23 protein-coding genes, 1 tRNA gene and 1 other RNA gene are annotated in these 25,220 nt (G+C 40.6%); 15 read left to right on the top strand and 10 right to left on the bottom strand.

Annotated features, from left to right (window positions below):
• Positions 1–106: 106 nt before the first annotated feature.
• Positions 107–613, bottom strand: coding sequence for an NUDIX hydrolase (locus PNK_RS07340; RefSeq protein ID WP_059061243.1), 507 nt, complete (start codon positions 611–613; stop codon positions 107–109).
• A gap of 174 nt (positions 614–787) precedes the next feature.
• On the opposite strand from PNK_RS07340, the gene mazG reads away from it, so the two are divergent.
• On the top strand, positions 788–1,426 hold the full coding sequence (gene mazG / locus PNK_RS07335; protein WP_051981724.1) for a nucleoside triphosphate pyrophosphohydrolase: 639 nt from the start codon (positions 788–790) through the stop codon (positions 1,424–1,426).
• A gap of 32 nt (positions 1,427–1,458) precedes the next feature.
• On the opposite strand, the gene PNK_RS07330 is transcribed toward mazG, so the two are convergent.
• Complete coding sequence (locus tag PNK_RS07330; protein ID WP_059061242.1) at positions 1,459–2,568, bottom strand: phosphotransacetylase family protein; 1,110 nt, start codon at positions 2,566–2,568, stop codon at positions 1,459–1,461.
• Positions 2,569–2,696: 128 nt separating this feature from the next.
• On the opposite strand from PNK_RS07330, the gene ffs reads away from it, so the two are divergent.
• An RNA gene (ffs, locus tag PNK_RS13150) (signal recognition particle sRNA small type) lies at positions 2,697–2,795 on the top strand.
• A gap of 31 nt (positions 2,796–2,826) precedes the next feature.
• Here ffs and PNK_RS07325 read toward each other — a convergent pair.
• The gene (locus tag PNK_RS07325; protein ID WP_059061241.1) at positions 2,827–3,816 is read right to left on the bottom strand and encodes a class I SAM-dependent methyltransferase; all 990 of its coding nucleotides are present in this window, start codon (positions 3,814–3,816) and stop codon (positions 2,827–2,829) included.
• An 81-nt stretch (positions 3,817–3,897) separates the two neighbouring features.
• On the opposite strand from PNK_RS07325, the gene PNK_RS07320 reads away from it, so the two are divergent.
• The 4 genes from PNK_RS07320 to PNK_RS07305 all read left to right on the top strand — a co-directional run bounded on the left by PNK_RS07320 (position 3,898) and on the right by PNK_RS07305 (position 8,524).
• Positions 3,898–4,776 carry a CPBP family intramembrane glutamic endopeptidase gene (locus tag PNK_RS07320; protein ID WP_051981725.1) on the top strand — a complete coding sequence of 293 codons (879 nt, stop codon included), beginning with the start codon at positions 3,898–3,900 and terminating at the stop codon, positions 4,774–4,776.
• Positions 4,777–4,829: 53 nt separating this feature from the next.
• A complete protein-coding gene (locus PNK_RS07315) occupies positions 4,830–6,080 on the top strand; it encodes a serpin family protein (protein WP_059061240.1) in 1,251 nt (416 codons plus the stop codon).
• A gap of 547 nt (positions 6,081–6,627) precedes the next feature.
• The gene (locus tag PNK_RS07310; protein ID WP_032124301.1) at positions 6,628–7,407 is read left to right on the top strand and encodes a Stp1/IreP family PP2C-type Ser/Thr phosphatase; all 780 of its coding nucleotides are present in this window, start codon (positions 6,628–6,630) and stop codon (positions 7,405–7,407) included.
• Positions 7,385–8,524 carry a cysteine desulfurase family protein gene (locus tag PNK_RS07305; RefSeq protein WP_059061239.1) on the top strand — a complete coding sequence of 380 codons (1,140 nt, stop codon included), beginning with the start codon at positions 7,385–7,387 and terminating at the stop codon, positions 8,522–8,524. Before PNK_RS07310 ends, PNK_RS07305 begins: the two co-directional genes overlap by 23 nt.
• A gap of 107 nt (positions 8,525–8,631) precedes the next feature.
• Here PNK_RS07305 and PNK_RS07300 read toward each other — a convergent pair whose 3' ends face one another.
• The 3 genes from PNK_RS07300 to PNK_RS07290 all read right to left on the bottom strand — a co-directional run bounded on the left by PNK_RS07300 (position 8,632) and on the right by PNK_RS07290 (position 10,833).
• Positions 8,632–8,928, bottom strand: a complete 297-nt coding sequence (locus tag PNK_RS07300; RefSeq protein WP_059062383.1) for a hypothetical protein — start codon at positions 8,926–8,928, stop codon at positions 8,632–8,634.
• A gap of 102 nt (positions 8,929–9,030) precedes the next feature.
• The gene (locus PNK_RS07295) at positions 9,031–9,534 is read right to left on the bottom strand and encodes an NUDIX hydrolase (protein ID WP_059061238.1); all 504 of its coding nucleotides are present in this window, start codon (positions 9,532–9,534) and stop codon (positions 9,031–9,033) included.
• 12 nt (positions 9,535–9,546) lie between these two features.
• Positions 9,547–10,833, bottom strand: a complete 1,287-nt coding sequence (locus PNK_RS07290) for an insulinase family protein (protein ID WP_059061237.1) — start codon at positions 10,831–10,833, stop codon at positions 9,547–9,549.
• Positions 10,834–10,998: 165 nt separating this feature from the next.
• Here PNK_RS07290 and PNK_RS07285 point away from each other — a divergent pair.
• The 7 genes from PNK_RS07285 to PNK_RS07250 all read left to right on the top strand — a co-directional run bounded on the left by PNK_RS07285 (position 10,999) and on the right by PNK_RS07250 (position 17,467).
• Positions 10,999–11,080, top strand: a tRNA-Leu gene (locus tag PNK_RS07285).
• A gap of 932 nt (positions 11,081–12,012) precedes the next feature.
• Entirely contained in the window at positions 12,013–13,479 is a 1,467-nt protein-coding gene (locus PNK_RS07275; protein WP_059061235.1) for a PhzF family phenazine biosynthesis isomerase, read from the top strand.
• 22 nt (positions 13,480–13,501) lie between these two features.
• Positions 13,502–13,933: a DUF2000 domain-containing protein gene (locus tag PNK_RS07270; protein WP_032124304.1), complete on the top strand. Its 432-nt coding sequence runs from the start codon at positions 13,502–13,504 to the stop codon at positions 13,931–13,933.
• Positions 13,926–14,429, top strand: a complete 504-nt coding sequence (locus tag PNK_RS07265; protein ID WP_059061233.1) for a YbaK/EbsC family protein — start codon at positions 13,926–13,928, stop codon at positions 14,427–14,429. Before PNK_RS07270 ends, PNK_RS07265 begins: the two co-directional genes overlap by 8 nt.
• Before the next feature lie 870 nt (positions 14,430–15,299).
• Positions 15,300–15,695 carry a nucleoside/nucleotide kinase family protein gene (locus PNK_RS13435; protein ID WP_059061231.1) on the top strand — a complete coding sequence of 132 codons (396 nt, stop codon included), beginning with the start codon at positions 15,300–15,302 and terminating at the stop codon, positions 15,693–15,695.
• Positions 15,619–16,701, top strand: coding sequence for an aminotransferase class I/II-fold pyridoxal phosphate-dependent enzyme (locus PNK_RS07255; protein WP_231909309.1), 1,083 nt, complete (start codon positions 15,619–15,621; stop codon positions 16,699–16,701). Before PNK_RS13435 ends, PNK_RS07255 begins: the two co-directional genes overlap by 77 nt.
• 427 nt (positions 16,702–17,128) lie before the next feature.
• Positions 17,129–17,467, top strand: coding sequence for a cupin domain-containing protein (locus PNK_RS07250; protein ID WP_032124307.1), 339 nt, complete (start codon positions 17,129–17,131; stop codon positions 17,465–17,467).
• A gap of 69 nt (positions 17,468–17,536) precedes the next feature.
• Here the strand turns inward: PNK_RS07250 and PNK_RS07245 are convergent, their stop codons facing one another.
• From PNK_RS07245 to PNK_RS13695, 3 genes are all read right to left on the bottom strand, one after another.
• Positions 17,537–18,004 (bottom strand): hypothetical protein, encoded by a 468-nt coding sequence (locus PNK_RS07245; RefSeq protein WP_032124308.1) that lies wholly within the window; start codon positions 18,002–18,004, stop codon positions 17,537–17,539.
• Positions 18,005–18,115: 111 nt separating this feature from the next.
• Positions 18,116–19,711, bottom strand: a complete 1,596-nt coding sequence (locus tag PNK_RS07240; protein ID WP_059061226.1) for a RasGEF domain-containing protein — start codon at positions 19,709–19,711, stop codon at positions 18,116–18,118.
• Positions 19,712–19,914: 203 nt separating this feature from the next.
• Positions 19,915–20,145, bottom strand: coding sequence for a hypothetical protein (locus PNK_RS13695; protein WP_059061222.1), 231 nt, complete (start codon positions 20,143–20,145; stop codon positions 19,915–19,917).
• Positions 20,146–20,305: 160 nt separating this feature from the next.
• Between PNK_RS13695 and PNK_RS07230 the strand changes: the two genes are divergently transcribed.
• On the top strand, positions 20,306–22,669 hold the full coding sequence (locus PNK_RS07230; RefSeq protein ID WP_059061220.1) for an ATP-binding protein: 2,364 nt from the start codon (positions 20,306–20,308) through the stop codon (positions 22,667–22,669).
• A gap of 582 nt (positions 22,670–23,251) precedes the next feature.
• Here the strand turns inward: PNK_RS07230 and PNK_RS07225 are convergent.
• Positions 23,252–23,506, bottom strand: a complete 255-nt coding sequence (locus PNK_RS07225) for a hypothetical protein (RefSeq protein WP_158021743.1) — start codon at positions 23,504–23,506, stop codon at positions 23,252–23,254.
• Positions 23,507–24,029: 523 nt separating this feature from the next.
• Here PNK_RS07225 and PNK_RS13900 point away from each other — a divergent pair.
• Positions 24,030–25,127 (top strand): collagen-like domain-containing protein, encoded by a 1,098-nt coding sequence (locus PNK_RS13900; protein WP_158021742.1) that lies wholly within the window; start codon positions 24,030–24,032, stop codon positions 25,125–25,127.
• The last annotated feature ends 93 nt before the right edge of the window (positions 25,128–25,220 follow it).

The raw sequence follows: 25,220 nt of genomic DNA, 5'->3' as shown, positions 1-25,220 counted from the left end.
GCAAAATCATTATGGTTTGGTAAAAACTCTTTATATTTTGGACAAACGGGAGCGTTCGAGCTGAGGGGATTCTAGCCATATGTCTAAAAATTCCTTGCGTAGTTGGTCATGTTCTTGCAGATGCCGAAATCAAGCTGGGTGGCGTTGTTTTTATGCAAAAAGTATCCAACAAATGATTGATGACTTGCAGAGTCTCATTGAAGATATCAAAATCTGGCTTAAGCTGTTCTAAATCGGAACGAGTAAACCAGTGGTGGGGGAATATCTGGAAGTTATGTGAAACTTGTTCTGAGGCTGGTTTGGCCACGTAAACAAGATCCATGTGTTGATGGGCTGGTTGGTCTTTATAGGGAGGAATCTCTTCTAGCAAGCAGAGGTAGGGGCGCTCAAAGCTGCGTGCATTCCAGCAGTTTACCCATACATTTTCTTGGGGTAGAAAGTCGATATCTAAGCCTGTCTCTTCTTTAACTTCCCTTCTCGCCGCCTCAACAGGCGTTTCATTGTCTTCTACATGACCTCCTGGAGGCAGCCACTTGTTGAGTTTGGGATGCTTGATCAGTAGAACTTTTTGATTATCGAGAATATAAACGCTTGCTGTAAACTGTTTAATCATGCAATAAGATCCATCGTCTCCGGTTGATAGGTACTCAAAAAATGGGTCTTGTTTTTAGAGCCCTGACAAACCTTTTGTGCCGGATTTGCCAAGGCCTGACTTGACGCATTTATCACTATCGAAATATTCTATCGAATTTTTTACTTTTCGTCTCATGATTTTAAAGGGGGAAAGATGGATGATTTTAAAAAGTTGGTTACAATCATCGAACGATTACTTGCACCCGATGGGTGCCCGTGGGATCGAGAGCAGACTCTTCACTCGATGCGCAGTTCTTTAATCGAGGAAACATATGAGGTTGTCGAGGCTATCGACTTAGACGATGCCGAAAAGATGAAAGAGGAATTGGGCGATCTTTGCTTTAATGTGGCTTTTTTAAGCAAACTTGCTGAAAAAGAGGGGCGCTTTTCTCTTCAAGATGTCTTGCAAGAAATTGCGGAAAAACTGATTAGGCGTCATCCTCATATCTTTGCCGAAGCCAAAATAGGAACAGCTGACGAGGTTCTAAAGCAGTGGGAAGCAATTAAAAGAAAAGAAAAAGGGGAGAATTCTGTTAAGAGTGCTTTAGATGGAATTCCCAAAGACCTGCCTTCTTTGGCTCGTGCTCAAAAAGTGATTAAACGATTTCAAAAGGCAGGCTTTGAATGGCAAGAAGCCTCAATACCGTCTCAAAGCGAAGATGTCTTTGCGCAAGACTTGCTCGATTTGATTAAACGAGGTGTTCAAAATGGATTAGATGCAGAAACTGCCTTGCGCAAGACTCTTTCTCAAATCGAACAGCAATTTCGCGTTTGGGAAAGCACTCAGGAATAATCTTTTTGCCGCAATTTGAGATGGAGGCAGTTTTATTTAACTGCTTGAAGGGGGCATAAAATATCTAAATCAATATTTTTTTCAACTAAATCGATGGCTTGCTCTATCTTGGGCAAGTCCTCTCCTCTAATTTTTGCCGTGAACGAGGTGATTTTTTTCATGGCATCGTAGCTACATAGAGGCGCATAAAGAGCAGGAATATTGGCCTCTTTTATGCTAGTTTCGATAAAGGCGCTTGGAGCTTGACGGCCCGTTAAAATCATTCCTTGCAATGAGGGGGTGCCTACCATCTTGGCGTTATGAAATTTGTCAATCGTTGCTAAGATAATATCTTCGCGGCTGGCAGGAGTAATAATCAGTTCATTGGGTTGCCACTCTTCTAAATAGGCTTCAATCGATCCAGCTACTAGACGATGGTGGGGAAAATGACAGTAATGATGCTTATGGCCTGCGATGAGCTGGGTTTGAAATAGCAGTTCGAAATCTTTTAAAGTAGGCGTGTTGAGAAAAGCATTATAGGGAACGCAGCCGATCAATGGAATATTTAAATGCTGCAGAGCTTTTGGGAAGTACTCTTCAATCATGGAGCGCTTGTCATCGATTACGCGGTTTAAGATGACACCCCTGACTTTCACCCCGTGAGCCTTGCACATGGCAATATTGAGAGCTAATTCGTCGTTGGCAGAGCCCAGTCCGCCAGATGCGATGATCACGACATCCAATCCCAATAGGGCTGCTACTTTGGCATTGTTCATTTGGACAATTGATCCCACCCCAATGTGGCCTGTTCCTTCAACAACCGTATAGGAATGGCCGCTGTAAATTCTTTGAAAAGCCTCTTTAATGCGCGATTCCATGATAGAGCTATTGACTTTCCCGTCTAAGAAATCGCGTGTAAAACCCGCAGGAAGAATGACTGGGCTCATGTCGGCATAATCAGAGGTGAGCCTGAAGTGTTCTTTAAAAAGAACGACATCTTTATCAACGTTTAAATTGTCGTAGACTTTGACATGCTGCTGCCCAACCGGTTTAATAAATCCAATATCTGGAAATCGTTTATGCATTGCGGCGATAATGCCGAGGCAAAGAGTTGTCTTGCCGACGTTCTGGCCAGTTGCTGCAATAAAAATGGCATTTTTCATACTTTTTAAAAGAGGGTAAACGTTCCCCCATGACGGATAAATTTTCAAAGGTGCTTAGATTCTTATTGTAAAAAAACTTAACTCATTATAATATAAAGTTTTTCTACGAGCAAGGTTTAACAGATTTAACCGGGGACCTCATGGAATAAAACAGTCCGAACCAGGTCAGGACAGGAATGTAGCAGCCTTAAGGATGATGTTTATGCCTTGAGACAATCTCCGGTTTTTTTTACCAGTCTTTCTTTCCACTTTAGCTTTTTAATCCCAGATTTCTTTTCTTCTTGGTTTTTCGATAGGTCTTTCTTGCGGATCGACAGTCGTCAATGGTCGGCGTTTAGCTATAAAAATATAGTGACTGATTCCTTTTTCGTCAGATAGAAATTGGCAAAGCGCCTCCATGCGAAGCAAAAAAAAACGGCTTTTGTGGAAAGGCGTTAGCAAGAGTGAACAAAGAGGATTGAAGAGAATCCATAGCCAAACGAGTGCAAAACTTGTTTGAAGCGAGTACCATAATTTGCTCACACCTTTTCGCTTATTCAGCTCTTCTTGTCTATAGGTCGAATTTTTCCAGCCTTGAATGTATCGCGAAGGTGCTTCTAATGAGTGCTTTAGCCTGATGTAAAGAGCATGATAGCTTGTTTGAGAGTCGATGATATCAAATTCTGTTTGTGCCAGCTCAATGAGACGGTGAACGCCGCCATCGGTATGAATGTCGATGGGGGAGGAGCAGATGACATAGCCGTCTGGGTGAACAAGGCGTGCGAGCTCGGCAAAAAATAGGCGATAGTCTTCTCGATGAAGCTCGGCAATAATTTCTGTGCAAACGACGACATCATAGTTGTGATCTGGAAGCGTTGTTGCAGGCATTCCACTTTGTTTGGCTTCGATGCGATGCATATCGTGCTTTCTAAGCTGCTTAAGGGCATTTTCTGCAATATCAATGGCTTCGAGGTTTGCTCCAGCATCTCGCATTAATCGTGAAAACACGCCGGCTCCGCAACCAATATCGGCCACTTTTTTATTGGCTAATTCTGTATGACTATTTAATAAAGTCCATGTTCTTTCTAAACGTTCCTTTTGCATCCAATTGCGAAGCGGGTTAAACTGTTCAGGATCGACCAGCCATAATCGTTCGAATTTAGCCTGGTTTTCTTTTTGTCGTGATAGACGGGAAGATCCACCTATTGGAGTTGAGTTTGAGGAAGAAGGAGGGCTTGTTTGAACAATGTTAAGACGACTATCTGCCATAAAGTTCTCTTCGTTTAAGATTAAACTTAAATTTGTAGTTTAAAAGATTATTTGATAAGAGTCTATGAGGTTTGCTCCAAAATGTTAGAAGATCATCTCATTCAAGAACAACTACACCAGCACATCATTGTATTGATCATAGGATTGATCTTAGGATGTCTTGCCGGCTATGCTGCATGGCAAAAGGGTTTTTTTAAAGGTTTTGTGCCAACTTTCCTTCCTTTAATCAAGGGCAAAGATGTTCTAAAAGGATTTTTTGTTTTTTGCCTCGCCGAATTGATAGTCGTACCGGCTTTAATTGTTGTTGCCTTTTACGTGACAACAGGAAAAGTGGTTGACATGACGAGTTTTGGCGAAGTGGCAAAAGGGTGGATTAATGCCTTAATTATTTTTGGCGGGTTCCTTGGCGTATGGAGAGTTTATTTCGATTTGCGAAGAGATACTCGCCATCAACTTTGGCGGCAAACAGATTTGACTGGGTATCGTCAATTGCTTGCTGGAATAGAAGCTTGGTTGATCAGTTATCCGTTTGTCATGATCTTTGGACAAGTCATCGCAATTGCAGTTTTAGTCATCTTTCGTGAGCCAACAGTTGATCAGGTTGCTGTGAAGCATTTAAAAAGTATTTTATCTGATCCCTTGTTATTTGGGATTACGGCTTTTGAAGTAATTGTTTTAGTGCCATTTACAGAAGAGGTGCTCTTTCGGGGACTTTTGCAAAACTGGCTGAAGTCAAAGTTCGGACATGCGACTGGAGCGGTTGCCTTAACATCGTTAATTTTTGCTGTTTTTCATTTTTCTAGCACACAAGGGACTACAAATATAGAGTTGCTTTCCTCCTTATTTATGCTATCTTGCTTTTTAGGATTTATTTATGAAAAGCAACGCTCCTTATGGGCTTCCATAGGACTGCATGCTTTTTTTAATTTCATAAGCATTTTATTAATTTTCTTCAGTTAAGAATTCCTACTAAATCTGTCTGATATGATTTTAAGGATTGTTAGGGAATAAAAATGATGAGACGTTTTTGGCAGCTTAGTTTTTGTTTAATTCTTTTACTGATGACTCAGCCAGCAGATGCGCAACAGGCTCAGCCGAATCCTGAAAAGATATCTCAGCAAGACCAGCACTTTAATATGGTCATTCAAGGCAATAATCGCTTTGCCCTTTCTCTTCTCAAACAATTACATAGCCAGTATAAAGGAAACTTTATTTGCTCTCCTTATAGCATCGCGTCTGGTTTAGCTCGGATTTCTATTGGGGCAAAAAGAGAGACGGCAAATGAAATTCAAAAAGCCGTCGGGTACTCATCAAGTTTTGTTCCGCTGATAGGAAGCCTAGACCAATTTTTTACAGCTCAACCCCGCAAGAAAAACGATACGCAACTATTTTTGGCTAGTGCGGTTTGGATTCAGGAGGATATTTCTTTAGTTAATGCTTATCAATATGCGCTTAAACGCGATTTTGAAGCTGAAACCAAACAAGTGGACTTTAAGCGCGAATTTGTTAATACCATTAAGCAGATCAACGAATGGACGTCAACGCATACTAATAATCATGTTCACCAAATGGTGGGTTCTCAAGATCTATCCGATGATACGCAACTCCTTTTAACAACTGCCTTTTATGCAAAGGGAACTTGGGCACATTTATTCCCGCTCAAGCAAACCACGCGCAAGCCCTTTCACATCAATGAAAGGCAAGTACGGCAAGTTGAGATGATGCGGACAACGGCTCAATATCCCCTCTTGCTTCAGGATACCTTTACTCTAATTGAAATTCCGTATGCTCAACAAGAAGGAAGTGAATTAATTCTCTCCCTCATCATTTTTTTACCAAAAGAAAAGATGGGGTGGCAAACTCTCCTTCAAGAAATGACAATCGAAAATGTAAGAGCTTGGATGGATGGAGTTCGTCTGCAAAACGTTGCCCTTGAATTGCCCCGTTTTCGCATTGATAGTAAAATGGTGTTAGACTCTGTTTTACAGGGCATGGGGATTAAGCAGCTATTCTCGCAGAAAGCTGATTTGTCCGGTATTAGTGAGAAGGAAGGGTTGCAATTGAATCGAGCTGTCCATAAAACATTATTCCGCATAACCGAAGAGGGGAGTGATTCTAATGCACGATCAACAAGCTCTGTAGATGCACAGCCGGCCGGACAAGGCAATCCTGTAGAATTGCTTATCGATCATCCTTTCTTTTTCATGCTTGTTGAACGCAATACACAATCCATTTTGGGAATGGGGCGCATTCTGCAGCCTTAAACCTCAACCCACTAAATCCTAGTACAGATTTAAATAGTGATCAGTATGCATGGTGCCGGTTCTCCTTAAATCTGAGCCATTTTAAGATTGCTGCTTAGAAATTACACTTCAAGAGTTGGCTTGAGATGGGCTTTAAAGCATGTTTTAGAAAATCAAGAATTTAACTTTAGAAATGCTTTTTGCCTATTACGAATATTGATTTAAAAAATTATTATAAAAGATCCTGTCGTTTTTATGATATCTACTCAACATTGAATAGTTATTTTTTACTTTAATTTTCTCTCTAACAAAGCAATTTTTTTTCATGAAAAAATAGGCTTTCCTATCTTTTAAAAGTGTTTTTTTGTAGTATAGAACAAGCAGCCAATCACTTATCTACATAAGAGGCTTAGAAAAATTTTTTAGACTGCAAAAGAATTTGCGTTGTTTAATAAATGATTTAGGACTGTTATATATAACTTGAAAAGCTAATTTACGGGCCCATCCTTTGAGTTGCTCGTCATTAATTGCTTTTACTACGCCACCTTTTAGGTTTTACCTTATTATTATGGCACTTCAAGTAATGCTCTATAAGATCTCTGTTTATGGCATCTCCGATGTTGGGCTTGTTAGGCAAAATAACGAAGATTTTTGGAATCATCTTCTAGAAGATCAGTTTTTTGTTTTAGCAGATGGGATGGGGGGGCATCAGGCAGGCGAAGTTGCTTCACACGAAGCTGTGAATCAATTATGCATGAGATTTAAAGAAAAAATCTCTTTGCTAAACAAAAGTCTACCAGTTTGTACTCAGCATATTATAGAAACCATTCAGGAAGTGAATTATGCCATCTATCGCATGGGGCGTGAGAATGATAAACTGAAAGGAATGGGGACGACGCTATGCTGCGTTTTCTTGCATGGAGATGGAATTGTTTTTGGCCATGTGGGCGATAGCCGCATCTATCGCTTTCGCAACAATCATCTCGAACAAATCACACAAGATCATTCGTTGTTAAGAGAATTAATTGACTTAGGTCAGCTCAATGAGCAGCAAGCAAATGACTTTGCCTACAAGAATATCATCACGAAAGCAATTGGAACCGAACCTTTTGTTGAGCCGACTGTGTCGTCAGATTCAATCCATGCGGGTGACATCATCGTTATGTGCACCGATGGATTAAGTGATCTTTTAACCAGAAAAGAAATGCAACGTATCATAGCTGAAAATCCGGAAGAAGACATAGCTAAAAAGTTAGTTAAAGCCGCGAAATGTAAAGGCGGTTATGATAACATTACTGTAGTTATCATCAAGATTCAGGATAAGTATGAGCCGACGGATTTATCTTGATTGCAATTCCAGTACAGCGCTAGATGCTCGAGTTTTGGAAGTTCTAATTCAAGAATTAAAAGAGGAAGAGGGAAACCCTTCAAGCATCCATTTTCATGGGCAACAATGTCGACGTAAACTTGATGAGAGCCGTCAAATCATTGCTCGTTTCTTAGGCGTCCGGCCTAACGAAATTATTTTTACTTCTGGAGGAACGGAAGGGGCATGCCTACTCCTCAACGGAGTCATGCAGCACTTTACAACTGGTCATATCATTACTTCGAGTGTCGAACATTCTTGCGTATTTGAAACGGTGAAAGACTTGGAAAAGAAGGGGTATCAAGCATCCTTTCTTCCTGTTGGATCGCTTGGAGCTGTTGAGCCTCATGCTGTGAAAGAGGCTTTGCGCCCGGACACGCGTTTGATTACGTTGATGGCTGTCAACAATGAAACTGGGGTTAAAACCGATATAGAATCTATCGCTGCCATTGCGCAACAAGCGCATATTCCTTTCGTTGTCGACGGGGTTGCTTTATTGGGCAAAGAGTCGTTTAACATTCCTCAAGGTGTATCTGCTATCTTTTTTAGTGGACATAAGATTCATGCTCCTAAAGGAATCGGATTTAGTGTGTGTAAGCAGACGCTAAAAATGAATCCTTTGTGCACAGGAGGAACGCAAGAGTTTGGCCGTAGAGCCGGTACTGAAAACCTTCCGGGTATTATTGCATTGGCTCAAGCGATTTCAATTTTAGCCAATGAACAAGAGATGATTACTTCTTATCTGTCAGCGCGAAGAAATCAACTGGAAGAAGGCGTAATGGCTCGGTTAGAGGGGGTCATTGTAAATGGGGATGGGCAGCGAGTCTCCAATACAACCAATTTATCTTTTGTTGGAGTAGACGGCGAATCTCTATTGATGAATCTGGACTTAGAAGGTATTTCTGTTAGCCATGGCTCGGCTTGCTCTTCTGGGGCTCTTGAGCCTTCGCGCATTTTACTCAATATGGGGCTTCCATTGCCACGTGCGAATTCATCCATCCGTTTTTCTGTCGGCAGGCATACGACAGAAGAAGATATTGTACGAGCCGTTGATGGGATTGTTAGAGTCGTTGAACGATTGAGAAAAAAAGGCTATTAGTCACCTTGCAGAAGGTTTTGTAAGCATAAAACCTTATTGCAAGCTGCTAGCTTTGCAAGAGCCTATAAAAGCTCTGGAATAAGCGTTTGGCGCTTTTCAAAAAGATCCTAGTCTTGATAAAAATAAACTTTTTGTTCCCCTTCAGGAACAAGTCCGAGACCTTTCATCAGAGTTAATTCGATCCAGGCTAAGTCACTTTGGCTATTGATTTGCCACTTTAAGTCTTGCTGCTTTTGCAACGCTTTTTGTTTTTCGATTTGAAGAGCGATCCGTTGCTCATTCAGCTGCTGGTAGTGGCGATTTCTTTCTTTGAGCCCCTGTTCATATAAAATTGCACATATTAGAAGAAAAGTGACGACCCACCAAGAGCGCAGAAAAATTTGACTATAAAGAGAATAAATCATGGGAATGAATAGAAAGTTTGGACGTTTTTGTGCCGGTTCGAGTATCTGAAAATTTATTCTTTTTGGCAATACGAAAGCAATTGCCTAGCTGCATTCAAGGATTTAATGATTAAAGTATTTTTTGATCCATCTTGTCCAAGCATAGGATAAAATGTGAATGGGATGCTTGAAAAAGTATTTAAGGGTGGCAAAATAAGTGATTTGCGTAAGGGGTTTTTTGACTGTGCTTGTTGATGTGAGAGCATCATGAATCCAATCCCGATGAGGAGTAAACAAGTCGGGTGGTAGTTGATTAATAGCAAAAAAGCGAACCTCTCTTGTTTCGTTGGAAGTCTTTATTTCTCCACCTTTAATGCTGCAAACGTATACGAATGTCAGGGCTGCTAAACGGTTGATCGGTGTGTATTCGGCTGCTTGGCGCTCGACATAGACGTTGAGGCCTGTCTCTTCATAAATTTCTCTTACAACTGCTTGAATGGGGCTTTCATTGGAATCAATTCCTCCTCCTGGAAGAACCCAAACTGGAACATCGCATCGTTTGACGAGGAGTAGGTGTAGATGGGCATCATCAAAAATAACCCCAACTGAGGCTGGTGCTAATGGCATAAGAAATAATGATTAAGGGTATAAAGAAATAAGAGAATAGTGATCTAAATGAATATAAGAGTCCAGAATATTTTCAGAACCCTTATGCTTGATCTCGATGGGGTGTTTGGAGTCGATGAGAGTCGAATCCCATCCGCCGTGATAGCAATTTGAGAGGAGGGACAGCAGATATATATTGTCTTCTTCGCAGGAATTGCTGATTTCCAGCTCACTTTTTCTTTCTTGCTCTGAGAGTCCAAGCCGGTTTAAGTGATGAATGATTTTTAGGGTTGATTGGGTCGTCGAGTGAATAGTGGTTGTTGGGCCGTAAAATTGAACGATTAGCCATATGTGGTCAAGCCTAGGAAATAAGGGGAATTCATAGTGAACTTCAAATTGGGTTTGACTATCAACTGCAGAAAAATGGTCCAGAAGCCTTGCGGACAAAATGTGGCAGATAAAATTGAGTGAGGAGAGCTCTTTTTTAATGACCGGAAAGGTTAAACGGGTCAACGCTAATCGATTTCGTGCATAGCCTTTAATTTCTCTTTTTGTAACGCCTTGTGGAAAATGGGGTGCTTCAGGGTTAATCAGGGGAGCTGAAGAGCGTGCCTCAATGCAGCCTAAATGTTTTTCAAGAAGAGCAGTCGCATTATTGAAGTCGAAATCGCCTACCAATATCAAGGTGAAGAGTGATGGGTCTGCAAAGGCTTGTTTAAAAAAGGCTTCGGCTTGCTCGAGTTTAACCTTCTTTAAATCTTCACAAGTCAATGATGTTAAAACATCCCAATTTTGTGTATTGGTTTTTAAAAAGCAATCCTTAATTGTTTCTTGGGAATGGTCTTGAAACAATATTTTGGATTCTGAAATGACGCGCTCGAGTCCTTGAAACGTGAATTGAGGGGCTCTAAACAAGGCCTGAATGAGTTCAAGGCAATAAGAGAGATCCTCTGTGAGGCCGGAGGCTTCAATGACCCGGTCAAATAGCCTAATGCTGACGTTCATCTCCAAAGAGCGCTGATAGAGTTCATAAGCGATTTTATCTGAACTTGCGTCTTGCAGGCCAGACTCCCAGGCAATGGCCCCTGCAAAGGCTGCAGATGGACGATTTGCGACGGGTGCTGCAGCATAACCTCCCATTGCAAACATTTGAAAGACGAATGCGCCCTCTTCATAATCGGTGCGTTTTAAGCATATGCGTAAGCCGTTTTTTAGCGTCACTTCTTTCATTTGCTGATTGGTTAACAGATCGTCGCTATTTGCTATAATTAAAGAAGGAAGTAAAGCGACTAGTATGAAAAAGCGGGAAACGAAAAACATAAGGCTACTTTGTGAAGTTATATAGAAGATAGGAGGCTGTTGTTAAGACCCTGTAAAGAAAAATTAAAGCCTTGATAAATTTCGAAGTGATGACTTTTTATGAAACTTGTCTTTAAAGCGCTTGACAAAAAGAAGATATTTCCCTAATTTATATAGGTATTGTTAGCCCAGATGGTGAAATTGGTAGACACGCCAGATTTAGGTTCTGGTGCCGTAAGGTGTGTAGGTTCGAGTCCTATTCTGGGCATTCGCCGGACAAATTCTTGTAGAGATTTTGTCCGGCTTTTTTATTTTATGACACTTTGTTTTTTCTGTAGGCTAGTACGGAAAGGTTCAATCGGGTGGTTCGATAATTATTTTATCGAGAATGCTCATATTCCTGAAAAGATGTTACCGAATATCTTTTGCTTAATTTCCCTCGAAGCGTTCATGTGAAAATCACTTAGGCTCAAAAGCTTGACCAACTTTTCTCTCCTATGTAATACAGTTCTTTGTCGATGAAAAAAATCTTTCCCAACGATTTTATCCTTTGAGTTTCTTTCTCTTTTGGAGGCGTATCTGTTAGCTTCTGATGACGTTGCAGAAGCCTTACTTAAGGCCGTATTGGAAACTCCAAAAAATGAGACTCTCGATATCGCAGGCCCAAAGTGCTTTCGATTTTCAGAAATTGTGGAGATCTATTTAAAGGCAACAAATGATCCTCATACGATTGTTTCCGATAGTAATGCTCCCTATTTCGGCGCAAAGCTAAATGATAATACTCTCGTTCCTCAAAAAATGCCTATGTGGGTTCTATCGATTTTGAAAATTGGTTTAATAATCAACGCGAGCCGAAATAACAAGAATGTGAAAGAGTCGAAAAATTATCGCTTTCACTCAATTACTTAAAGCAAAGAATCCTCAGCTTCAAAGAATTAAGTAAACTTTGCATGGTGATATCAATGACTAAGATGAGCCTATTGTAGCCATTGAGATTAAAACATTAGATAAAATAGCCTCTCAACTCAACTCATTCAACAAGTAACCGATTACAGTAACCAGTTTTTTTATTTCCCTCTTCTCCCTTCCTAGCTTATTTATAATCAGGATTTGGTAAAAGTTGAATTTTTTAGTGTTATTTTTTTACAAATATTCTAAATTGGAATAATGTTATATTGATGAATTGAGCAGGCAGAGCAAATGAATCGAGAAAATAATCTACAGTTAGCACGAAATTTAGTTGAGTTGTTTTATCCTTTGGTTGAGCTCACGTTGTTGGATTTGGATGGAGCAATCAAGGATGTTTTCAATGCTTTTTCGGCGCTTAGGGAAGATCAATCTTGTGATCTAAAAAGTTGCCGTATTCAGGTTCCATTTTCTGAGTTATTAATTGCTGGGCGGCAGGTTCGAAGTTTAATTTATCCTGTTTATGAAGAAAAGAAGGTGATTGGGTACATGAGGCTGCGCTATGATTTGACTCATTTTAAAAATTTGCATGAGCAAATGAATGTTTTGCTTCAGCCGGCATCGCTCGATTTAAATCGAGACCCCCTTGATTCTTGGAAAGAATCGATTGATCAGTTGATAGGGGCTTATCTCATAGAAAATAGAGTCAATCTTCAGGCGATTAATGCAAAGCAAAAGAGGGAACTCTTTTCAAAATTACAGCTAAAAGGGCTATTTGAGTTTAAAGAATCATCAGCATATGTTGCCTCCAAACTTCAGATTTCAAGAGCGACTGTTTACAATTATTTAAAGACAGCTGCGGATTTTAGGAGGGTACGCATTCATCAAGTCGATGCCTTTACCAGTGAGAAATTTGGTGGAAATCCGGCAGGTGTTGTTTTAGATGCGGATGGATTGGACGATTCCACCATGCGCAAAATTGCGCGGGAGTTAAATTTATCGGAAACGGCTTTTATATCGCCTAGTGAAATAGGCGCCTTTCAAATGCGCTACTTTACTCCAACAGGGCACGAAATTGCCTTTTGCGGCCACTCTACAGTCGGTGCACTTTACATGATTGCCAAAGAGAGACGCTATGGAATTGAAACTGGGCACTATGTCTTTGATGTTGCAACTCCTTGCGGAGTACTCCAAATGGAAGTGCAGCTTGATGACAAAGAAATTAAAGTCGCTTATGAGACGCCTATCATTAAACTGGAGGAAACAAGCTTTTCACACGAAGAAGTTGCCAAGGCCGCGGATATCGAGGAATCAATGATCGATGCTTCTTTTCCTGTCATGTATGAAGCGACAAATAAAGATTTATTCGTGGTTATCAAATCGCTCGAGGCACTGAAAAAAATGGAGTGCGATGCGAAATTGCTGACACAGTTTTCGAAGTTGCATGACTGTGTGGCAGTCTGCTTTTTCACTCCGCAAGCATTTCTACAAGACAACCACTTCCATATGCGCTGCTTCGCTCCCCTAGTGGGAATTCCTGAAGACCCTTTTACCGGCTCCGTTTTAGGAGGATTAGCAGCGTGTATTGATACATTTGGATTTTTATCAAAAGAAATGAACCGTTTTCATGTCGAGCAAGGACATTTCATGGAAAGACCAGGTGTTGTGGAAGTTGAATTTTCGCGTGAAAAGGACAGATATTATGCAAAAGTATTCGCTCAAGCTGTGCATTGCTTTTCAAGTGAGATCAATCTTACGTAAAAAAAGTTAATTGGAAGAACATATGTCTAAGTTTCAAAATAAATTGGTGGCTATCGTCAATAAGCAGATAGAGCCGGGCGTTTTAATGAATGCCGTTGCTCATATGTGTTTAGGTTTTGGTGCTCATGTTGGAAAATCAGATTTGCATTTGATGGATTATCAGAATGGGGATGGCCTTCTTTACCCCAATATCTCGAAGATGCCTTTCATTATTTTAAGAGAAAAAAATTCAAACAAGCTAGCTAGCCTTCTTTTGAAAGCTAAGGACGCAGGGCTTCGCTATTCTGCATTCACAAATACTATGACCGAGGGGACATGGGAAGAGCAGGAAGCTAGAACGCTTGCTGCAAAATCTGAAGAAGTCATTTTCTATGGTTTGGTGTTATTTGGCCCTGTGGAAATCGTCTCGGAATTGACTAAAAAGCTTTCACTGTATAGAGGTGCTAATGACTAATGATTTATCAGGCAGTGCAAAAAAAGTGCAGATTTTTTTAGAGGAGAATGGCTTTACTTGCATTGTAAAGGAATTGCCTGCATCGACACGCACGGCAGAAGAGGCAGCTAATACGATTGGTTGTGAAGTAGCTCAAATTGCAAAGTCTTTGATTTTTGTAGATAAAAAGTCTGGCAGCCCCATTCTTGTAATTGCTTCGGGAATCAATCGGGTGGATACGACTAAAATTGAGAAATTGACGGGGCTTCAGCTCGTTAAGGCTGATGGAAAATTTGTAAAAGAACGGATCGGATTTGCCATTGGCGGGGTTCCTCCAGTTGGCCATCTCGAGAAGATTAAGACTTTCTTGGATCCATCCTTAAAAAACTATGAATGGATCTGGGCAGCGGCCGGTACTCCTTTTGCGGTGTTCCAATTCTCTTCGCATGACATACAAAGAATGACCGGCGGTGAATTTATTGATTTAAAAATAGATAAAGCCCATGAAAAAGTTTGATTTTACCTTCAATCGATAGTTATATAAATCGTGAAAGAACAGAAAAACTTTTTGCAGGCGTTTGATAAAAATATATAAATTAAATTTTCTTATTTGCTTAGCCCCATTGAGTCGATGGAAGTGATACGCAAGGAAAATATACTTGTGGTGGATAATCATCTTTCATGCGACATGTTCAATATCTTTTGTTGCAATCGCGTCGCAGACTCATCAGACCGGTATTAATCACTTTAGATCAAAGAAGCTACTCTATGCTTTTGGATTGGGCTTGAAGAAGAATCGCTTGGCTTAGAAGAAGAGCTTTTGAGACAAGGACTTGTAAGCACTGAAATGGAGTGGACGATGGTTTGCGATTTGGGCAAGCATCCAGCAAAATTAATCAAACAAGATTTCGCGTAATTTGCGATATTTTGCCAGCAACAGAACACAAAGCGATAACCTCTTTTTACAATCAAGCAACAGATCTTTTATTGTCTGAAGAATCCTCCAACGTTTTTTTGTGGGATATGTAAATGGGAAGCTCATTTCACTTTCATTTGTCTACCTTGAAAGAGAATTAGCTTCAGTATTCGACATCATCGTTTTGCCTGGAATGAGAGAAAAGGGGAAAATTGATGGCTATAGAGGCTAGGATAGAGGTGCAAACAAATGGTTTTGATACTTGCATTGTAACGGCAAAACGATGCCAAGTATCTGTATCAAAAGCTTGGATTCGAAGAAATCAAAGCCATGAAAATCTATCATGAATAGCCGAATACCACTCTCAAATCTAACCCTAAAATTTTCAAGCAATTCCTTTTGACGTATTTTATCAGCTTTAAAATTATTTTTGTGTTATCAGTATAAGAAAATAATTAAAAAAGGCTGGTCATGAAAATACAAGCGAAATTTATGAATCTCATTAAGAAAGGTATTGTCGGTGCTGCAGCAATAAGTGGCCTGAGTACTCATTCTGCTTTTGGGGAAGATCTATCAGGCGAGAAGCTAAAAACGGAATTAAAAGAGGAAGTAGAGTCTTATCTTCTTTATCTTCAGCCAAATACAACACCGTTGTTTACAGAGCTGTATGAGGCATATGGTCTGCATAATCCGCCTCTTAGGACTTTTTTTGATGACGCTATTTATCTCGATCAATCGACACCTATATCGATCTTGCCCTTGCAGCCTTCCAATCAAGATGTTTTTGGACATGCAAGCGATATACTCGCAGCGTTTCATAAAAAAGTTGGGGACTTTGAACTTTATGTGGATCCCCAAAAACCGTAACCCTTTTTTTTACACTGCCTCAGGTTCTAAGCAGCTAATTGTAGCTCTTGTTTACGCCATCGTAACGTCGTCGGCTCATAAAAAATTTGTGTTTGTGGAACAGGCACCTTTTTACTCAGGACATCTAAGCGCGGTGTCGGGCATTTTTCACTATCCCAATGCACGGTTTTTAGCTTTTCATGAACCTTCTGAAATCGTACTGGAACCGGGAGAAGAACTTGTAGAATTTGTGACTTCGCCAAACAATCCAGACGGAAAGTTCCGAAAGCCCTTAACAGAAGCTGAGATTCTGATTGCAGACTTTGTTTTTGCATCCACAGCATTTGGTAGTGATGAGGCGGGTTACCTCGATGGCAATTTGGAATGGATCAGGCAAGCACGCGCTGATGGTAAACATGTCTTTAGCTTCAATTCTGCTTCAAAACAATTTGGAAAAACAGGTTCTCGATGTGGTTATATTTGGTACCCGTTGTATGACGCCTATGCAGAGTCAATTTTTAAACAGTTTTTCGGTTTTATCTCTTCTTCTACTGTGGCAGCAGGAACAGTTGGACTTGCTCATTTTTTAGATTTAATCAAAGCATTTCTCGATATGCCTGATACTGGCAAAGCTCTTCGTCAGGATGCCAAGCAAAGCTTAACGCAGCGGCATATTCTAATGGAAAAAGAATTTCTTAGAAATTATCCCGGCTCAACTATTTTAAGTATAGTCGGAAGCCCCACATTTTTTGCACGCATTCAGGATAAAAGAATTCCCAATAAACGTGCTTCGGATATCCTTCTCGAGGATTTAAATGTTTCTGTGAATAGTGGAGATTCAATGGGGGAGACCAGCGAATTTATTCGCTTAAATCTTTGCGGAAACAGTGAGCAGTTAGTGCAGTTGCTGAATCGTCTTGCAAGAGAGAGAAAATATACAAGAAGCGATGTCTTTTTCTCATCTGCCGCTCCAAAGCTAACCGATAAAAGTCCTTTGTCTCAAAGTATTTTACCCGATTTTCAATAAGCAAGGCTAGTGGGCGTTTGAAATCGAAAAGATGAACAGGTTATGATCTTTGACATTGATTCGCCCCATTCACCTCTATCCTTTAATACAGACTGAAAAGTTAGAGAAATGCAGATCTTTGCATTTCCACCTTCCTGTATTAAAGGGGAAGGTTAGCATTTACTAGAGAGCCGAGGATATTTATCCTCTTCTTTTTCTGAGAAAAATGCCTAGCAAGTTTTTTAGCTTAGTGTCCATTGAATCTAAGATAGACAATGCTGTTGAAGTTTGACTTGCGTGACTGCAAAAGAGGCTTCGGGCATGGTCAATATTCATTTGCCAGCATCACTCTTGTGCATGAGTTGATTGGCCGCACCAAACGAATTGATGGGATATTATGGAAGTCAATAAGATTAAAATTATGAGACTTGATCAAAGGAGCAATGGGATGATCAAAATCGATTTCGATCATCTTCCCTTTCCCTCGGATTTTTCCATTCAAAAGCACATTGCCATTTGGATTCCACCTTTGCAGAAAGGTGGAAACCATAAGCATCCAAGGAGGGAGCTTTTTGTCTCCTTTGATAAGCATTTAGAACTGCACTGGATTGATCAGAGAGGTCAAAAACAGATGGCATGCATGAAAGAGGAAAATCAACTCTATCTTTTTGACATTCCACCCTATGTCCCACACGTCGTTGTCAACACATCGCAAGTCTTACCCGCCATGCTCATTGAGTTTGCGGGCAGCGAACAGCACAATGTCGAGCCTTATCAGGTATTATAAAAGTGAGAATATTAAAGAGAAAAAGAGCCTGATTTATGATAAAATCAGGCTCTTTTTTTAAACGGCGATTTAGTTTTTAATGATGAGTTTGGCTTTGAATTTGCAATGAGCGCTTGCTTGTTCTGTTGCTTCATTGTTTTCAAAGAAGCTTGCTAGATAACCCTCTAACAGCATGGCAATGATGCATTCACCTTCTGTAGGCTTGATCTCGCTGTCAGCAAGTTTTAGAGTTAAAATTTTCTGAAGATCGAGGCTTGGATTTTCATAGTATGATTTTAACTCATATCCGGAGCTTTCTGTTATGGTGGAACGAATAACTTCTTGGCACTTTTCAACGGTTGTTAATGTAAATAACCCGCCCTCAATTGCTTTAAGTTGGCTATAACCTTGTGGATTGACTATCTCGTAACCATTCATGTTGCCTGGTGGGCCAATATAGACATGTTTCTCTTCGCACAGGCGAATAAGCCCCTCTTTTTGATCATAAAGTCTGGTAAATGTGTCTGCTGTAGGAATGCCGTTAAATGAAATAGTCATGTTACTCCTTAGAAAGTTAAGATTCTGGTTATGCCCATATTCATATTAAAAGTTATGTAAATAATTTACCAATGCTAGCCATTAATGGCTTAGAGTGGCTAATGAGATTGTTTATTCTTTAAATAACGCTTGTGTAGAGCTCGAAATGGGAGTGGGATCCATAGCCTGAATAGAATTAAGCCAATTTGTCATGGGAGCATAGATAGTGCTTTCAATCTTCTTTTCTGTCCTATCTTTGAAAGCCTCATGTTTTTCAGTTGCTTGTTTATTATCATTGATTGCTTGTTGTACATCAGCTGGAGGAGAAGCTTGCATATTTTCTGCCATTTTAATCTCTTCAGTTAAATCGCTGATTTTGTAGGAGAAACCCATCGATTTTTTTTCGAGGTCTTTGATTTCCTTTTTGAAAGCCTTGATTGTTTCCGCATAATTCTCGTTTTTTGTGTTCTGATAGGCATCTGTTTCAAATTCCAATTTGCGATTTAAGAGATCAATGCTGTCATTGATGGCCTCTCTTTTGTGTTCGGCCTCAGCCTTCTTTTCCTTTAAATTACCTATGTGCGAGTTTAAGGCATTGGGTCCTTGCTCTAGTGCTTGTAAGGCTTTTAATTCCTTTTGTTTCAAGTCAATTTGTTCTTTAGTATGGTCGACTTGGGCATTGAGCATGTAAAGACCTCCAAGAGCTGCACTCATTGGTGGAACCTTTGTTCCTTCTGCATTTGCAAAACGATTTAATAATCCTTCCCGGCTACGGAAGGTTTTCATCAAGTCATTCAATTGATTTTTCGACTCGGCGCTCAATCCATTTTTAACTTCTGAAATGGACTGTTTGGTATCGGATAAGCCTGCATAGATGGCATGAGCGATAGAAAAATCATTTTCTTTCAATGCCTTTTCAGATAATTTGATCACGAGTTCCATCGCCTGTTTTTTTTGTTGGGGAGTGGTTTGCTCAAGAATGAATTTTTGCATCTCTTGGCCCACATTATTGAACATGTGCGCTTGCTCTTTAAGGTTAGGGCAATGCTTAGCGTATAATTTGGGGTGAAGTTCGTATTTTGTAGAGGCTAGCATTTCATTTAAAGATGTTTTTGCAAGTAGCTGCATTTGTCCAGTTTTTAACTCGCTGAGCATTCCCGTGAGTTTTACTTCTTGAGTAAGACGGTTGAATTCGGCCTTGAGAGAAGGATTTTTTTGCAGCACAGCTTGAATGGTTTTATCGTTTCGCAAATTTTCTAACGTGGCGGAGGCTTCCTTTGCGTTTGCATAGGTTAAGTGATCCTTAATTGTTTGGATAGATTGCTTAACCGCTTGCTGAGTTTCGCTTGATTTTCCCTTCTTTCCCAAAAAGGAATTTCGTGAAACCTTCACAGAAAATTCCTCTCCTCCAAATTGAAGCTTCACGGCCCCTTTTTCATTTTTGAGCGTTTCAGCTAGGCGAGATAATTGCTGGAAAGGATTCTCCGTTTGCATCTTAATAGAGGGATCCGAAGCAGTAAAAACTTGTGAAGAGCTCTTTGCAGCTCCTCCCAGTGTTTCGCTGGCCCTCTGCTGAGCTTTTTGGACTCCGGGGTTACTAAACTCCGAAGATATAGTCCTCCCTTGCATCTTTCCTACTACCTCTGTCTGCTCCAAGCCCTGCGTTTGTGGCAATATTTCAACAGAACCGATAGCATGAAGTCCGTTTGGCTGAAAATTAATACCCATAAACACCCAAACCTTTTTTAAAGATAAAACCTTAATCTATATTATATTATTTATCTGTCGACGTGTCAAAAATTATATTGGTATTGTTATTTTTTTAACAATTTCTTTAATAATCATAAACGCAAAACTAATAAATGAATATTCCAGAAAGTGTTTGTTATACATAAATGCCTTGTTTTCTCTTGAAAGATGAAATAACAAGGCTAAGCGGGGTCTAATTTTTTGGGGGAAGGGTCGAGTTGTAAAGCTAGTTGAGTTCCCCAATATCTTCGAGCCAGAGGGATGTTTTTTTCTCTGATTGATCTGCATTCTTGGAGATCGAGATCGATAAGTTCTAATCCATGTGATTCCACAAATTCTCTAGCTCCTGCAAACGTTTTGGATTCTTGAATAGTGGCTTTCATGAAGGTATCGAGATAAGAGCATGTCAACATATAGAATCCATTAGAATCCATGATTTAAGTTGATTTTACAGGCATTTGCTTGACAAAGAGAGTGCACAAAAAATTTATCATGACTAGCGTGGTCAACAACCGAATGGAGTTTTAATAAACATTTTTTTATAAAATAAGCTTTACTAACAGGAGTTGTATCATGCAAGAGTTCGAGAAGCTAGGTGTATTTTACTTAGGCAAGGTAGTCGATCCATCAAATGGCCAAGTGGAAGATAATTTATTGCTATACGACTCCAAAGATTTGACCACACATGCTGTTTGCGTTGGGATGACGGGCAGTGGAAAAACAGGGCTTGGTATCGGGATATTGGAGGAGGCGGCTATCGATAAAATCCCGGCCATTATCATCGATCCTAAAGGGGATATGGGAAACCTCTTGCTCACCTTTCCAGAACTCTCGTCAGAGGAATTCAAGCCATGGGTTGATACTAATGAAGCTGATAGGAAGGGAATGGCATTGGGTGCCTATGCAGATAAGATGGCCAAAACTTGGGAGAATGGATTGGCTGCATGGGGGGAAGATGGCGATAGAATCAAGCGTTTTAGAGACTCAGTCGAGTTGACCATTTACACACCAGCTAGTTCAGCAGGGATTCCGATTTCGATTTTAAATTCCTTTGCAGCCCCGCCAAAAGAGTACATGCTAGACACGGCGGCTATCCGCGAGAAAATTCAATCGTTGGCATCGAGTCTGCTTGGCCTATTAGGCATAGGGGCTGATCCGATTAAGAGTCGCGAGCATATTTTAATTTCAACGATCATTGATCAAGCGTGGCAGGCTGGAAAAAGTCTCGATATTGCTACTTTAATCCAGCAGGTACAAAAGCCTCCCTTCTCTAAAATTGGCGCCCTTGATGTCGATACATTTTATCCGCCTAAAGATCGAATGAGCCTGTCCATCAGTTTGAACAATTTACTTGCCTCTCCTGGATTTCGAGCTTGGATGGAAGGGGTTCCGCTCGACATTAAGGAACTGCTTTATACAAAAGCTGGTAAGCCTAAACTTTCGATTATTTCTATCGCTCATTTGACCGATGCCGAAAGAATGTTTTTTGTCACATTACTCCTCAATGAGTTTTTGGCCTGGATGCGCCGCCAGCCAGGAACGTCAAGCCTACGGACATTGCTGTATATGGACGAAATTTTTGGATTTTTCCCTCCAACGGCAATGCCTCCTTCTAAATTGCCTATGTTAACCCTACTTAAACAGGCAAGAGCATATGGAGTTGGAGTTGTGTTAGTGACACAAAATCCAGTTGATCTCGACTATAAAGGGCTTTCAAATTGCGGTACGTGGTTTATTGGTAAGCTTCAAACAGAAAGGGATAAATCACGTGTCATAGAAGGATTGAATGTGGCTTCAAATGGTGAAATTGATGCTAAGGCGTTAGACAAAATGATTGCTATGACAGGAAATCGCACGTTTATCATGCGGAGCATCTATGAAAAGGACCCCGTTCTTTTTCAAACGCGCTGGACACTTTCTTTTTTGCGGGGTCCTCTGACTCTTACTCAAATCTCGCAACTGACCGATAAGCCTTCAGAATCTCTTCATGAAAGATCTGCACCAGTTGAAGAGAAACAAAGCTCGGTTTCTAGCTCGGAACCAAGTGTTCCATCCGGTATTAATGTATTTTTTGCTCGCCTAGGACAAACGAAGTCTCCTGTAAAGTACGAACCTCGGTTGGCAGCTATCGCTAAGCTTCATTTTGTAGATGCAAAGAATAAAATTGATCTGTGGGAAAATGTTTGCTATGCCTTGCCTACAAGCGACGAAGGAAAAAGCATCCTCTGGGATGAAAAGGCAAGTATTCCTGATTTAAAAGACCATCTTGAAAAAGCTCCTATGCCTGAAAGTATGTTTAAGGAGCTCCCAGCGGGTCTTATGCAAGAGAAAAGTTATATATCGTTTGAAAAAGCATTTGCAACCCTGCTTTACCAAAATCGAACTCTTATAATTTATCAATCATCGGACTTAAATTTAACGTCTAAAGTAGGGGAATCTGAGGGGGATTTTCGATCAAGAGTCATTCATGCCATGCGCGAAAAACGAGATGAGTTAGTTAAAAAATTGCGCGAGAAGTATGCAGACAAAGTAGAGGCGCTCGCCGCCAAGATCAAACGGGCTCAAGACAAGATGGCTCAAAAGCAAGAGAAAGCTGGTATGCAAAAAATTCAGACCATTATTTCTTTTGGAGCTACACTTCTGGGCGCTATATTTGGCCGCAGAGTGACAAGGGAAACAATTTCCCAAACAGGTACATCACTTCGACGCGCCACTCAAATGGGAAAAGATTCACAAGATATTACTCAGGCTGAAAATGATCTTAAAACTTATCAGCAACAGCTTCAAGATTTAGAAAATCAAATGAATAGCGAGGTGGCGGCCATAGCTTCAAAATCGGATGTTGATATTAAGATTGAGACGATTTCTGTCAGGCCGCGTAAAAGTGACATAGACGTGGAAAGTGTTTCATTGCTTTGGTGGCCAATTAACTCTTAAATACCATTCAGCTTACAAGGAAAGAAACTAAGCTATTTTTGCAGTGCTTCAAATATTTGTTGGGTACTGCAACTTTTTGCCGTGCAAGTTCTCCCGCAATAAAACAAGCTTGAACCTGAAGAGAATCGTCTAAAAGAATAAAATACGTTCATTTTCCTTAATTGATAAAGTCCAGAGGGCTCGCCAAATGCCTGTATGGCGTCTGAGACAAGAAAAAACTTTTGGATTGCTCTTCATGCAAGATTAATCATAGATTGGGCTACATGAACACCTTCTGCAATAATTGAATAATGGATGGAGTTGTCTTTCAAAACAGCTCCAACGAAGCTTGGATGGCGGTGATTGAGAGCTGCATGGCATTAAATAAATGAGTCGCCGTTTGGACACCTGCTTCGAAAGCAGATTTTGCTTCTTCTTAGGGTACATTGATGTGATCTGCTTTTTAAATAGCTAATAGCTTCTATTCTTCCAAGTAATTCTGGGGCCAATGTAACAATTTTTACACCATTTAAATCCCCATCATATTCACTTATAGATTGATCTAAGGATTGAATGGCATCCGGATCGTGCGTGCCGCATCTATTACGTGCAAAGAAGGCCTTCTAAGTGAATACCCAAAATTGTTGAGCCATGTGGCCCCACCAAGATGCGACTGTAATGGGGAAGAAGGTGTTTGTAGAGTTCTTTATTCAATGAAACTAAAGTTGGTAAAAATGCCGTGACGCCGTATTTGGGAAGTTGGCTTGCAACGTGCTTTACTTGATCAGCCTGAACAGAAAAATCAATTCCAAATCCTTCGTTGATTTGTAGATCGATATAACCTGATGCAATAATCAATCTTTTTACATTGATAGCTATCAGCATTTTCTTGAGCTGCAGCAACTTTTCAATTTACTATCCAACGTTCACCTTCTTTGAGGCCATGTTTTTTTGCAATCCTGCCCTTGTAATAGCGGTGAACCTTTTTTGAAGGGTATGAAGGTTGATTTAAATCAGGCATACATCCTTTTTAATCAAAGAAATATGTCCTTGTGTGAAAGCGCATTAGAAAAACAAGCTAACCTTAAGGCTAAAAATAGCTTTTCGAGCCGAAATGAACACTGACTATCAGAATAATCGACTACATATCTAGCCAGCGCTTCTTAAGCGTACTAAGTTGGATTTACTTATAAATGTTGGAAATGCCAAGCAGAATGAATGAGAATTTAATCGTTCATAATTGCTTGGATGCCATCATTTTGTAGATGGGATGGCTCGCAGTGCCAAGAAAATCGTTTAAATTAAATTTAAAATTTTCTATTGTCAGTACCTTGTTAGCGCCTTGAGAGTACTTACGAAAATTTTAAGATTATGATATCCCATGCGCAAAAACGTCTTTCTTCTTTCGCTCTTTCTGGGCATACATTCTCTTGCTTTTAGTGCAGAATCAATTTTTCAGTTATTTAATAACGCAAATGAAAAAGAATTTGTTTTTGATCCACTCAATTCTCAAAGAGGCTTAAGCCGCACTCATATACATAAACATAAGCATAAACATAAACATAAAATTGTTCTGAGAGGGCCTCGAGGTGCTAGAGGACCACAAGGGGTGCCAGGAGCAGTTGGTCCTATGGGGCCAATGGGATTATCTGGTGCAACCGGGCCTGCAGGCTCGACGGGTGCAACTGGTGCCACAGGTCTAATGGGAGCGACGGGCTCGACTGGTGCTACTGGCGTAACTGGAGCGACGGGAGCGACGGGATCGATAGGACCAACAGGTAATACTGGAGCGACAGGCGCTAAAGGAGAAACTGGTGCTACTGGCGTAACTGGAGCGACGGGATCGGTAGGGCCAACAGGTAATACAGGAGCAACAGGAGCTAAGGGAGAAACTGGCGCAGTTGGATCTACAGGAGCTGTGGGAGCTGGGTCGACAGGTCCAACAGGTAATACTGGAGCAACAGGCTCGACAGGGGCAACGGGTGCGATAGGTCCGACTGGGAGTACAGGAGTGACAGGTGCAATTGGACCCACCGGAGCTGATGGGGCTGATGGAGCAACAGGTGCTACAGGACCTGTGCTTGGCACATTTGTATCTTCAGTAATTACAACAGCAGATTTGGTAGCAAGCAATAATACGATAAAGTTTGGCGCCTCATCAACAACTACGCTTTCGAATGGCTTTACTAGTGCTGCAAGTGGTGTATATACAATTCCTGCTACAGGGACTTATAGCATTACGTTCGGCGTATCGGCTAATCCATTCAATGTGACAATTGCCGTAAGGAGAAACTCAACTGATTTGACGCAAGGAACGCTTAACACGCAAAATAATCAAGGAATAGCTGGAATGACGTTTGATGTTGCCTTAACTGCAGGCGATACCATTGCTATATACAATAGAAGTTCGTCTGCGTTTACATTGCAAGGTAGCGGTTCAACTGTAAAAGCTTATCTTGAAATTCGGAGGATTTTATAAGGTTTGTAATCTTCGCTAGAACCGATTGATTTGGTTTTGGATAAATAGATGGTTACATATATAAAGTTTGTGAGATTAGAGATTGATAAAAAT

Origin of the sequence: Candidatus Protochlamydia naegleriophila (assembly GCF_001499655.1) — a bacterium.
Taxonomy (GTDB): Bacteria; Chlamydiota; Chlamydiia; order Chlamydiales; family Parachlamydiaceae; genus Protochlamydia; species Protochlamydia naegleriophila.
The sequence above is the reverse complement of the archived record's forward strand: the minus strand, read 5'-3'. Positions and strand labels throughout refer to the sequence as shown.